Origin of the sequence: Winogradskyella sp. (assembly GCF_028282165.1) — a bacterium.
Lineage (GTDB): Bacteria > Bacteroidota > Bacteroidia > Flavobacteriales > Flavobacteriaceae > Winogradskyella.
Genome location: NZ_JANQIM010000003.1, coordinates 96,528 through 109,526, shown reverse-complemented (window position 1 = coordinate 109,526; position 12,999 = coordinate 96,528). Strand labels below are relative to the sequence as shown.

Below are 12,999 nucleotides of genomic sequence, written 5' to 3'. Positions count from 1 at the left end.
CAAATAGCTTGTAAAAACTAGATTTCCGCTTTTATAATTTAGTAGAAAACACTATTTTCGCGAACTTATTTACATCAAATGATAGACTATGGCAATTTTAAATAAGATTAGACAACGTTCACTCATCCTAATATTGGTTATTGCATTGGCATTATTTGCTTTTGTAATTCAAGGTGTAATTGATAATCCCAATGCGTTTTCAGATACTCAGGGTGTAGTCGCTACTGTTAATGGAAAGGACATTGAAAGAAATGATTTTCAACAAAAAGTAAAAAATTATCAAGATAGAGCAGGAGGGAGAATTTCATCTACTCAGGCCATGAATGCGATCTACAACCAAGAGCTTCGTAAAATAATCATGGAAGATGAATACAAAACTTTAGGGCTATCCGTTGAGAAAGACGAAATGCGCGACCTCCTTAAAAATAGCTTTCAGTCGTATCCAGAGTTCCAAGATGAAAATGGCAACTTTGATGTAAACCGTCTAAATGCATTTATAGCTAACTTAAAAGATCTCGACGGCGAGGCAGCACCTCTTGGAAATTTCTTGGTTAATTATGATAGTTGGGCCAATAACGAGCAAACTATTGCTTCTAATGCCATTCAACAATCCTATTACAACTTAATAAAAGCAGGTGTTGGTACTACAATAGCCGAGGCAAAAAATGAGTACTATTCAGACGCTAAAAATGTAGATATTCGTTTTGTACAGATACCTTATACCACTATCGCAGATAGTATAATAGAAGTAACTAAGTCTGATGTTAAGGCCTACATGAAAGATCATGAAGATAAGTTTAAGGCTGATGCTAACAGAGAAGTGGTTTACGTAGAGTTTAAAGAAGAAGCTTCAGTTGCGGATGAAGATGCTATAAAAGCAGAGCTTTTAGATTTAAAAAGTGACAGGGCTGAATACAATGATAGTAGTGGAAATACTGATACTATTCCTGGTTTTGATTCGGTTAAGGATATTGAAGAGTTTATAAACTCAAATTCAGATATCAAATACGACGATTCATTTTTAAGAATGGCCCAACTACCAGCTGCTGCCAAGGATAGCTTAACAAAGTTAAAAGTTGGTGAGTATTATGGTCCTTACAAGGATGGCGAGTATTATAAACTCTCAAAAATGATAGCTGTAGAGCAGATGCCAGATACTGTTAATGTAAGACACATTCTAATACCATATGCAGGGGGGCAGAGAGCAGATGCCTCTGTAACAAAAACACCAGAAGAAGCTAAGACGACAGCGGATAGTATTTTAGCTAAAATAAAGAGCGGTACAAAATTCATGGATTTATTAGACTTATCCTCGGATAAGGTAAGTAACGAAAACGATGGTGAACTAGAGTTTGCATATAACGCAGGGATGGCTCCAGAATTTAAAGCTTTTTCTTTCGAAAATAAAGTTGGTGATGTTGATGTGGTAGGTACCTCTTTTGGTTACCATGTTATTGAAATTTTAGAGCAAAAAAGTACTAATGATGCATACAAAATAGGAACATTAGCGAGAAAGATAGAGCCATCAGAACAGACATTACAGGATGTGTTTAATAAAATGTCTAAGTTTGAAATTGCTGCTAAAGACGGAGATTTTCAAGAATTGGCCAAAGAACGTGAACTTACCGTTAAACCCATTACATTCAAGGAACTAGACGAAAACATTCCTGGTTTAGGAAGTCAGAGACAAGTGGTGCGTTGGGCTTTTGAAGGAGGTACCGATGTCGGTGATTACAAAAATTTCCCAATTTCTGGTTTTGGATTCATAGTAGCTAAATTAGTAGAAAAAAATGAAGAGGGATTAATGAGTGTTGAGGATGCTTCCATTACTGCATTACCAGAAATTAGAAAGGAAAAGAAAGCCAAAATGATTCGCGAAAAGATTACGGCAACTACTATAGAAGATATTGCCAAAAATCAAGGTCAAAGCCCCAGAACCGCAGCCGCCCTAACTTTAAAAAATACAACACTTGCTGGTGCTGGTACAGAACCAAAGGTTATTGGAGCGGCATTTGGCCTAGCCCAAGGTAAAGTTTCAGAACCAATAGATGGTGAAAAAGGTGTCTATGTTATAGAAGTGACTAAGGTTACGGATGCAACGGAGTTAGATAATTACACGTCTATCGTCAATAGGTTGAATAATACGCTTAGAAATTCTGTACAGAGTAAAGTGTACAAAGCTTTAGAGGATGCAGCAGATATTGAAGATAACAGAGCTAAGACCGTTTACTAAGAATTGACTTAACCCCATAAGTTTACTATATTAAGGCTTTGCAGAAATGCAGAGCCTTATTTAGTTTAATGCCATTTCTGCATAAGGGATAATGGTTTCAAAACCTTTCGATTTAAAATAGGTGGTAGGGTCAGTACATGAAGTAACCAAAACAAAATCGCCTCCCCAAGCGCCTAAGCTTTTAATGGCTCCATTAAAATCACTAAACAGTTTAGATTTTATAGGGCGTTGTTGAATTAAATTGGAAATTAAGCTTTCGTGTTCAATGATAAGATCTTCAAAGTCTGCAAGTGAAGAGGAAGCCATAATTGATGCTGTTAGTTGATTGATTTTATTTATTGTTGAAGCATCAAGTTTTCCAAGTGCTTTGTAAGTCTTAATTCCATCTCTACTGTTTTGTTTTTGGTTGAGGTAAACAAAATACAAATGCGATTTAAAAACAGGATTAAAGGAAACTTCTTTAATAATTCGTTTTTGTGGATTGATACGTTGATACGTTATAGGTGAATTATTCTGAGCACAGGCAATATCATAACCACTTCCACCAAAAGTTTTAGCCAAAAGCCTATAGGCATCAACTTTGGCCCAATTCGCTACGTTATTGATTAGAGTAGATGAGGTCCCCAACCCCCATTTTCTGTTAAAGTCCAGATGCGTTGTAACCGTATAACCTTGGGTTGAGTTTAAAAACTCTGGATTCAATTCCTTTGCGGCTTTAAGAATTTGGATTAACCGATCTGTAATTGAACTGTCATTCTGAACTTTTGTACTGAGCGTGCCACACTGAGCTTGTCGAAGTGTAGTTGATGTGTGTTTCTGAATCCCACCATCCTCAATAATTAGAGCATCATCAAACCAAATCTCGCCATTTTTATCAAAGCTTTTCCAAATAATGGTATCAGAATCGTTTTCTTCAACAGTTAAGCTTTGTCCATATTTAGTGGGAATTGCCAACGCCAAGGCACCATCTAATACTGCATATTCGCCAGTGATTAACAGTTTGCCGTTGCTTCTGTATACTTTTGGAGAATTCTTAGTTATAGAGTGCATTTGTTAGTTATGGGTTGATTTTATACTCAGCACCAAAAAAATTAGTTGTTTCTTAAATTTTCAATCGCTTCAACAACAGCATTATGCGTCACTATATTGGTCTTAAACTGTTCCATCAACATTGATTTTTCTTCGGGAGTAGCTTCAAATTGATTAAGGATATTCATAAGGTGCATTTTCATATGACCTTCTTGAATCCCTGTTGTGGTTAATGATTTTACAGCTGCAAAATTTTGAGCTAGACCAGCCACGGCTACAATTTGCATCAGATCTCTGGCTGAAGGGTTTTCCAACATTTCAAGAGAAAATTTAACCAATGGATGTAAACTTGTGAGACCACCTACAGTGCCCAAGGCCAAAGGAATTTCAATCCAGAATTTAAAAAGACCATCTTCAATCGAACAATGGGTTAAGCTTGAATACTTTCCATGTCTCGAGGCATAGGCATGTACCCCTGCTTCAACAGCTCTAAAATCATTTCCAGTAGCTAAGACTACGGCATCAATGCCGTTCATTATACCTTTGTTGTGTGTTACAGCTCTGTAAGGTTCAACCTCAGCAATAGTAATGGCTTGCTTAAATTTTTTGGCGAAGAGTTCTGGATTGGAAATATCCTTACTTTTTAATTCAGGAATTGGGCAAGAGACTTCAGCCTTTACCAAACAATTAGGGACATAGTTAGATAAAATACTCATCACAATTTCTAAATCGCCACTTAATCTGTCTTTAGCTTCATTTTTGAGGGTTTTTGCAAATTCCTCTAAGCATGAGTTGATAAAATTCGCACCCATAGCGTCAAGTGTTTCAAAGGTAGCGTGCAGTTGATAGTAATGGTTTAAGTCTTGTGATTTATCCCTTAATTCAATATCTAAAATGCCACCACCTCTGCGCTCCATATTTTTGGTAATACCCGAAGTGGCCAAGACTAATTTAGGTTTTACGATTTCAAAAAAAGATTGAAGTTCTTCAAAATTCCCATCGTAGATAAAATGAACTTGACCAATCTTTTCAGTTGAAATAACCTCAGTCTTAAAACCACCACGATCTAACCAAAACTTTGCAGCTTTACTAGCTGCAGCAACTACCGAACTTTCTTCAATGGCCATGGGCACCGTAAAGAGTTTATTATTTATCAAAAAATTTGGTGCTACACCTAATGGTAAATAATAATTGGTAATTGTGTTTTCTATAAACTCATCATGTAACTTCTGAAGTTTTTCGTCCGTATTCCAGTACTGTTTTACGAGCATCCTAGCAGCTTCTTTATCAGAAAAATAAGTGTCTAGGAGCCATTCAATCTTTTCGGATTTTGAGAGTTTAGAAAAGCCAGAAATAGCGTTTGGCATAAATTAATTAGTTTTAAAAAGCAAAGATACTTAGGAAAGGCATAAAATATGTGTATAAACCGCTATTATTGCCGATTTACTGTTAATATTAGCTATTTTTTGCATAATTTTTAGTAAACTTGGCATTGCTTTATTAAACTATGAAAGACGTGAGAATGAGATTCTTCATTGCAATTATTGGTTTTTTAACCACATCTTTAATTTATTGTCAAAATAAACCAATAACGCTCGAAGAAATTTGGAGTGGCGCTTTTAGAACCGAAGGAATGCAGGCCTTACATTCCATGAAGAATGGGAAGCAGTATTCGGTTTTAAATTTTGATTCCCAAAATAGGACATCTTCGATTGATATTTACGATTATAAAACCCTAGAGAAAGTAAAAACCTTGGTATCCTCTGCAGACATTGCGGAAATTCAAGGTTTTTTTGATTATGCCTTTAGTAATGATGAATCTAAAGTGATATTAACCACAAACGAAATTCCTGTTTACAGACGCTCTAGATTGGGTGAATACTATGTGTACGATATAGAAAACAAGAAGCTAACTAAAGTTTCTGACGATTTAGTCCAAGAACCAACCTTATCACCAGATGGTGCTAAAATCGCTTATGGTTTTGAGAATAACCTCTACGTCAAGGATTTGAGTTCAGGTAAAGTGAAGCAGGTCACTTTTGATGGAGAAAAGAATAGTATTATAAACGGAATTACGGATTGGGTTTATGAAGAAGAGTTTAGTTTTGTTAGGGCATTCGATTGGAATGCTGACAGTAACTTAATTGCATTTATCCGTTTCGACGAAACCAATGTTCCTGAGTTTTCTATGGATGTTTTTGGTTCTGGTTTATACCAGACACAACAAGCATTTAAATATCCCAAAGCTGGTGAAGCGAATTCGGAAGTATCGTTGCATTTATATGATTTGAATTCGGAAAAACTTCAGGAAATTAAAGTGGATAAGGCCTATCAGGATTTTTATATTCCAAGAATACAATGGACCAATGATGCCAATATACTCAGTGCCCAATTTATGAATCGTCATCAGAATGAACTCGACCTTTGGATGATTGATGCAAAATCCATGACTTCAAATCTGGTTTTAGCTGAAAAAGATAAGGCTTATATTGATGTAACATTCGACTTAACTTTTTTAAAAGATAATAGCTTTATTTGGACTAGTGAGAAAGATGGATTTAACCACATCTACCACTATTCAAAGAATGGTGAACTCATTAATCAAGTGACCAATGGTGAATGGGAGGTGACCAATTATTATGGATTTAATGAAAAAGAAAATACCATTTACTATCAATCTGTGGAGAATGGATCAATTAATAGAGATGTGTATTCCATTAAACTGAATGGTAAGAATAAGAAAAGGCTATCAAAAATGGATGGTACAAATAGTGCTTCCTTCAGTGCAGATTTCACGTATTTTATCAATACACATTCTAGTGCCACAACACCACCCGAGTATACCTTAAATAGTGCTAAGAGCGGGAATCTCATAAAGGGGATTAAAGATAATGACCAACTTGCCCAAAAAGTGGGCAGCTATGTCACTTCTAAAAAAGAATTTAGTACTATAAATGTCAATGGTAATGATTTGAATATGTGGATGATTAAGCCAGCAGATTTTGATGGAAGTAAAGAGTATCCATTATTTATGTATCAGTATTCTGGTCCCGGATCACAATCTGTAGCCAATCGTTGGAATGGCGTAAATGATTATTGGTATCAAATGTTGGCACAGCAAGGTTATATTGTGGTTTGTGTCGATGGAAGAGGTACAGGTTATAAAGGGGCTGACTTTAAAAAAGTAACACAAAATGAATTAGGGAAGTATGAAGTAGAAGACCAAATTGCCGCGGCCAAAAAGTTAGGCGCATTATCATATATTGATGAATCCCGTATAGGAATTTGGGGTTGGAGTTATGGAGGTTTCATGAGTAGTAATGCCCTGTTTAAAGGAAATGATGTGTTTAAAATGGCAATTGCAGTAGCTCCAGTCACCAGTTGGAGGTTTTATGATACGATTTATACTGAGCGCTATATGACAACGCCACAAGAAAATCCGAGTGGTTATGATGAAAATTCACCAATAAACCATGTTGATAAATTAAAGGGAGATTTCTTGTTGATTCATGGGTCTGGTGACGACAATGTACACTTGCAAAATACCATGCGTATGGTAGAGGCACTGGTACAAGCGGATAAGCAGTTTGAATGGATGATTTATCCCGATAAGAACCATGGAATTTATGGTGGAAATACAAGGTTACATCTCTATAAAAAGATGACCAATTTCATTAATAGAACCTTAGGCGATAAGATTGAAAAATCTCAGGAAAAAAATCAGCTATCTTCAAAAGTAAAGGGCTAAAATCAATTAAAACTAACTAATAAAAATAAATATTCTATTATGACTGAAAAGAAAACACTCAAAGGACATCCTCAAGGGCTCATGACGCTATTTTTCTCAGAAATGTGGGAACGTTTCTGTTATTATGGTATGCGTGTGCTATTAACTTTATATTTAGTAAAGTCGCTTATGAAAGGCGATGCTGATGCAGCCCTTATTTACGGTGCGTACACAGGACTTGTTTATGCTGCACCGATATTAGGTGGAAAATTGGCCGACAAATACCTTGGGTATCGTAATGCTGTTCTTCTAGGTGCAGTTTTAATGGCGATAGGTGAGTTTTTAATTCTTGGAGGCACCGAACAGTTCTTGTTAATCGGTATGGGAACTTTAATCATAGGGAATGGTTACTTTAAAGCTAACATCTCTACCATTGTTGGGAAATTATATGAAGATGGAGATCCAAGACGAGATTCAGGTTTTACAATATTCTACATAGGCATTAATATCGGAGCCCTCTTAGCAACAACTGTTGTGGCATATGTTGGGGAAACTTACGGATTTAAGTACGGTTTTGGCTTGGCAGGTATAGGTATGATACTAGGATTATTAATTTTTTGGTTTGGAAGACATAATTATGCGGCAGCACCTGGATTGGGAATCACTGAGGAAGGTAGACAGAAAGTGTTTGCTGGAATGAATAAAGCGACGTTGGTAACTCTACTGTCATTATTTTTAATCCCAATAGCCTATTTTCTGATTATGCAGAATACTTGGATGGATTACATTCTTCTTGGTCTATTTGTATTCATTTCTTTTGTACTTATTAAAGCAGGGATGGATGCAGATAAAGCTGATAATGTGAAAGTTTGGAGAGATAGAATGATTGCCTTATTGATTTTTATGGTAATCAATATCTCTTTTTGGGCATGTTTTGAGCAGGCAGGCACATCACTAACGCTGTTTGCCGATAGAAATGTAGATAGAGATATACTAGGTTGGACTATGCCAGCTTCTATGACACAGTTTTTTAATCCCTTCTTTATCATTGTATTTGGTTCAATCTTTTCTGTAATGTGGGTTAAGTTGTCCGAAAGAGGCAAAAACCCAAGTATTCCAATGAAATTTGCTTTAGGGATTTTTCAGTTAGCGCTAGGATTCTTAGTCACTTTAGTGGGATTACAATTCGTTAATGACTCTTACCAAGTACCGTTATTAACTTTATTCTTCTTGTATTTATTACATACTACAGGTGAGCTGTTCTTATCTCCGATCGGATTATCAATGGTAACCAAGTTGTCTCCAAAGCATATTGCAGGAACAGCGATGGGTGCATGGTTTTTAAGCTTCGCTATTGCCAATTATGTAGGTGGTAAAATTGCGTCACTCACAGGAGGTCATGGGGATTCTGGAGAAGCACTAACCGTTGCTGAAGGATTAGATAAGTATACATCAGTGTTTTCAACGATAGGTTTTGTTCTTATAGGAATAGCTGTGTTAATTACACTCTTTAACAAACCGCTTAAGAAATTAATGCACGGTGTAGAATAGCAGTAAAAAAGTCATTAACTTTGAGAAAATAACGACTTAGGCGTTAAAAATAACTGAAAATGCTCTGTAATAGGAGCATTTTTTGTAAGTTCGGTGTACCATTTGCAACAAATCAGACATGAAAAAAATAAAAATACTAGTCGCTTTTTTAGCTTTTGGAACGCTAATATCGTTTCAAAAACCTATAGAAGTATCCGAAAAGAAAATTAATTGGGTAACGCTAGAGGAAGCAATTGAACTTCAAAAAAAAGAACCCAAAAAGATCATCATGGATGTGTATACCAATTGGTGTGGCCCTTGTAAAATGCTCGATAAGCATACATTCCATAACGAAGATGTCGTAGACTATGTCAATGAGCACTACTATGCAGTTAAATTCAATGCCGAAGGTAACGATTCCTTAACCTATAAGGATAAAACGTTCAGCAATCCAGATTATGACCCAGCAAAAGCCAAAAGACGCAATAGCGCTCATGAATTTACAAGATTCCTTAAGGTAAGAGCCTATCCGACCATGGTGTTTTTTGATGAGGAAGCCAACTATATCACTCCAATATCTGGCTATCTAAAACCACAGCAAATCGAATTGTACTTAAAGCTCTTTAAAACTAATAAGTATAAGGATATGGATACACAAGAGAAGTTTAATGAATATTACAAATCCTTTAAACCAACATTTAAGGAATAAAAGTGTCAACGCAAAATAAAGGCTCCCTTTTCATTAGTGTAATGGAAAGGGATTTTTTTATGCTTACAAGCAACTCTCCAACGCTTAACATAAGTTTTATAGTTACTGGCATCAGCTATAATCTCTTTTGGGTTAAGACTGTCAATAAGACGGTTGAGATTTATCCTTGGTGAATTGCGGAGTAGAATGAAATCTGGTTTAAAACTCAAGACCCGGTATAGGCCTAAGCTATCAACAACTAATATGGTCTTATTATTGAATCGATAAACATGTTGTATACTATCGACTACTACTGTATCTATCATTTTGCCAACTTTGTAATTTCTAATAATATTATCAACTTCCAATTTTTGAGCGTTTAGATTTTGATGTATGATCAGTTTATCTTTTTGCTTCAGACCAATCATAGAGTAACGACTTTTATTGAAGACAATAAAAGCGTCGTTTTGATTATTGATATCGTTGTAAATAAAAGTACATTGAAAGCCAATGATACCAATTAAGAATAGTGCTATCCATTTAAAGGTTTTTGCTTTATAAGCTTGGAGGAAAGCAAGAGCTATAGAGTACGAAAAAATAACTTGAATCGTGGTGAAAGGAATATCGCGAAACAGGAAATCCTCAAATTGGGCTATCCAAGCGATGAAATGATTCAAGCTCTCAATTATAAAGCTATAAGTAGTCACAAGAAATTCAGGAAGTAAATCAAATATGGCGAGAATAATAACTAGCAGTCCAAAACCAATAATCAAGCCCAAAAAGGGAATGACTACTAAATTCGATATAAAAAACAATCCAGGAAATTGATGAAAGTAGAATAAGCTAATTGGCGCTACACCTATTTGAGCCGCTAAGGTTACCGTAAAGATTTGCCAAGGTTGATCTAAAATCCAATATCTCGGTTTAAAAAGGGCATAACATATGGGTTGGAAACTAACAATGCCCAAAACAGCTAAATAGCTCATCTGAAAACCAACCTCGAATAAATATGTAGGTTTAATGAGGAGTATTAGAAATGCTGAAATCGCCAGTGTATTGTAAATATTAGTTGGACGTTTTAAATGCATAGCAATGCTTATAATACTAAACATAGTGACTGCTCTGGTAACTGAAGGTGATAAACCAGCTATAACTGCAAATAACCAAAGGAGAATGACTATAACTAAAGGCCTTAAAACATTTCCATGTTTGAAATAAAGGAGCGGACGTAAAAGAAAATTAAGGATTAGCAATAGAATGCCAACATGTAATCCAGAAACGGCAAGAATATGAATAGTTCCAGAGTTTACATAGTTGTTGTATAGGTGCTTATCTATGGTTTGGCGTTGCCCTAAAAGCAAAGCGTTAATAATACTTAACACGTTATGGTCAAAACCAACGTTTATAAGTTTTTCATTTATAGTTGCTCTTAGTTGATCTGCAAATCCATAGACCGATGTGACTTTATCTGATAAGATCAGTATTTGATTTTGGCTTATGTATAATTGATGGTAGACCTGCTTCAATTCAAGATATTTACTATAATCAAATTGATAGGGATTTAAAGGAGTTTGAATGTTTTGCAATTCAGTAGACGTAAAAAGTATGGCATCAACAGGAAGTGTCCTATCTGTTGAATCGCGTTTAATTTTAACAAGCAGCTTTCCTGATACTTTTCTTTGGTTTAGTGATATTATAGAAACAATATACTTGTCATTATAAATATCTGGTTTTAAACGTTCTTTTATTTTAAAGGTTATGGAGTTAGGTGATTTACTGAAATTAGTATTCGTGTAGTGTAGAGGGCTTAATTTTTCATCATGTATATTGTAAGTGTTAATTCCTATGGCAGCCATAGAAGCATAAACCAGTAAGGAGAAGTAAGGTGTACGATTTATCTTTCGCTGAAGAGTTAACCAGTATGTGCTTGTTATTATGACTAATCCAATGGTAATATAGCATACAATTCTATCATTGAGCTCAAGATAATGAGCGATTATAATACCAATGACGAGGCAGAGGGTTAACCTTATGATAACAAAATTTAGTAGCTTCATGGATTTGGGCCACTAAATATAGTAAAAAAATATAATTATAAGAAAAAGATTACAAAATTCGTCTCGCCTGCACAAAAGCAAAATACCAGTACCTTTCAGCTAAAGAGGAGATGATAACGCCTTTACTGGTAGAGGCATGTATAAATTCGATATTACCGGTTCGTATACTAGTAACAATACCAACATGGTTGACCTTTCGGCTATTTTTTTTGGTGGCAAAGAAGACTAAATCACCAACATTTACTTCTTTAATGTCTATCCAATTGCCATAACTAGATAGGTCTTTTGTGGTTCTTGGGACTGAAATATTATTATCCCCAAACGACGTATACACCAAACCAGAACAATCCATACCGCGTTTTGTAGTGCCGCCATATTTATAGCGTGTACCGTTAAATTTTTTTGCAGTTTTAACAATAGACTCGGCTTCTTTTGTGGGTTTGGCCGTTGTGTTAACCTTTACAGTGTGGGTTTCCTTTTTTTTAGAAGAATAGTTTTTTTTGGATTTACAACTACAGGCAATTAAAACTAAAAAGAGGAAAGGTAATAATCGTTTCATTTAGAGTATCGGCTAATAATTTAGTTGTTTGAATTTTTTAATGAGTCATAAATCAATTTTGCCGTCTTTTCACTAGCACCCTTACCACCTAATTTCTCTTCTAATTCATAATAGTCCAAAAAAAGTTGCTCACGTTTATCAGTGTCAAGAATTGACATGAGCTCTTTTTTCAGCTGCTTTTTATTAAGGTCACCTTGTATAAGTTCAGTAACCACTTCACGATCCATGATGAGGTTGACCAAGGAAATGAACTTTAAAGTAATAATCCGTTTGGCAATGTGGTAAGAAATAGCATTAGCTTTATAACAGACCACTTGAGGTACTTTGTATAAGGCGGTCTCTAAAGTTGCAGTACCAGAAGTCACCAAGGCAGCATTAGAAATACTTAGCAAATCGTAAGTTTTGTTAGAAATAAAACTCACATTATTCTGCCTTATAAAGGGTTTGTAAAAATCATAATCCTGACTTGGGGCACCAGCAATAACAAATTGATAATCTTCAAAATCATCGACCAAACTAAGCATAACACCAAGCATCTTGGAGATTTCCTGTTTACGACTGCCAGGCAATAAAGCAATAATGGGTTTTGCTCCAAGCTTATAGGTTTGTCTAAATTCGTTCTCGTCGATTTGTGTGCGATCTGCAATGGCATCGATTAAAGGGTGACCAACAAAATGTACATCGTAACCGTATTTCTTATAAAAGGCTTTTTCAAAAGGAAGAATACAATACATGGCATCAATATCGCGCTTTATTTTTTCAACACGACTTGCTCTAGAAGCCCAAACCTGTGGAGAAATGTAGTAATGGGTTTTAAAATGATACGCCTTTGCCCATTTGGCTATTCTCAGGTTAAAACCAGAATTGTCGATAAAAATGATAACATCAGGCTGAAATGCTTCTATATCCTTTTTACAGAATTTTATATGACCAGAAATTTTTCTGAGGTTAAAAATGACTTCTATAAACCCCATAAATTGTCGCTCTTTGTAATGCATTACCAAGTCTCCTCCAGCAGCCTGCATTAAATCACCTCCCCAAAATCTAACATTGGCCTCACCATCAAGTTTAATTAAGGCTTTAATTAAATTTGAACCATGCAAATCACCAGAAGCTTCACCAGCAATGATATAGTATTTCATTTGTCTTTGTTTTCTTAACGAACTTTTTTGAAAG

Annotated in this window: 9 protein-coding genes; 4 read left to right on the top strand and 5 right to left on the bottom strand. The window is 35.4% G+C overall.

Features of this window, described 5'->3' with window-relative positions; genetic code table 11:
- Window positions 1-88 precede the first annotated feature (88 nt).
- On the top strand, window positions 89-2,233 hold the full coding sequence (locus Q0972_RS00945; RefSeq protein ID WP_299361423.1) for a SurA N-terminal domain-containing protein: 2,145 nt from the start codon (window positions 89-91) through the stop codon (window positions 2,231-2,233).
- A gap of 60 nt (window positions 2,234-2,293) precedes the next feature.
- Here Q0972_RS00945 and Q0972_RS00940 read toward each other — a convergent pair whose 3' ends face one another.
- Both Q0972_RS00940 and Q0972_RS00935 read right to left on the bottom strand, forming a co-directional pair.
- Entirely contained in the window at window positions 2,294-3,283 is a 990-nt protein-coding gene (locus tag Q0972_RS00940) for a GYDIA family GHMP kinase (protein ID WP_299361421.1), read from the bottom strand.
- A gap of 41 nt (window positions 3,284-3,324) precedes the next feature.
- A complete protein-coding gene (locus Q0972_RS00935) occupies window positions 3,325-4,629 on the bottom strand; it encodes a hydroxymethylglutaryl-CoA reductase, degradative (RefSeq protein ID WP_299361418.1) in 1,305 nt (434 codons plus the stop codon).
- A gap of 155 nt (window positions 4,630-4,784) precedes the next feature.
- Here Q0972_RS00935 and Q0972_RS00930 point away from each other — a divergent pair, with 155 nt between their 5' ends.
- The 3 genes from Q0972_RS00930 to Q0972_RS00920 all read left to right on the top strand — a co-directional run bounded on the left by Q0972_RS00930 (window position 4,785) and on the right by Q0972_RS00920 (window position 9,228).
- A complete protein-coding gene (locus Q0972_RS00930; protein ID WP_299361657.1) occupies window positions 4,785-7,010 on the top strand; it encodes a S9 family peptidase in 2,226 nt (741 codons plus the stop codon).
- Between the two features lie 39 nt (window positions 7,011-7,049).
- Entirely contained in the window at window positions 7,050-8,540 is a 1,491-nt protein-coding gene (locus Q0972_RS00925) for a peptide MFS transporter (RefSeq protein WP_299361415.1), read from the top strand.
- A gap of 118 nt (window positions 8,541-8,658) precedes the next feature.
- Window positions 8,659-9,228 (top strand): thioredoxin fold domain-containing protein, encoded by a 570-nt coding sequence (locus Q0972_RS00920; protein WP_299361413.1) that lies wholly within the window; start codon window positions 8,659-8,661, stop codon window positions 9,226-9,228.
- Between the two features lie 5 nt (window positions 9,229-9,233).
- Here the strand turns inward: Q0972_RS00920 and Q0972_RS00915 are convergent, their stop codons facing one another.
- Genes Q0972_RS00915 through lpxB form a run of 3 tightly spaced genes read right to left on the bottom strand, consistent with a single transcriptional unit; the run spans window position 9,234 to window position 12,965 of the window.
- Window positions 9,234-11,264 (bottom strand): ComEC/Rec2 family competence protein, encoded by a 2,031-nt coding sequence (locus Q0972_RS00915; protein WP_299361410.1) that lies wholly within the window; start codon window positions 11,262-11,264, stop codon window positions 9,234-9,236.
- A 49-nt stretch (window positions 11,265-11,313) separates the two neighbouring features.
- Complete coding sequence (locus Q0972_RS00910; RefSeq protein WP_299361408.1) at window positions 11,314-11,823, bottom strand: C40 family peptidase; 510 nt, start codon at window positions 11,821-11,823, stop codon at window positions 11,314-11,316.
- A gap of 20 nt (window positions 11,824-11,843) precedes the next feature.
- Complete coding sequence (gene lpxB, locus Q0972_RS00905) at window positions 11,844-12,965, bottom strand: lipid-A-disaccharide synthase (RefSeq protein WP_299361406.1); 1,122 nt, start codon at window positions 12,963-12,965, stop codon at window positions 11,844-11,846.
- Window positions 12,966-12,999: the final 34 nt, after the last annotated feature.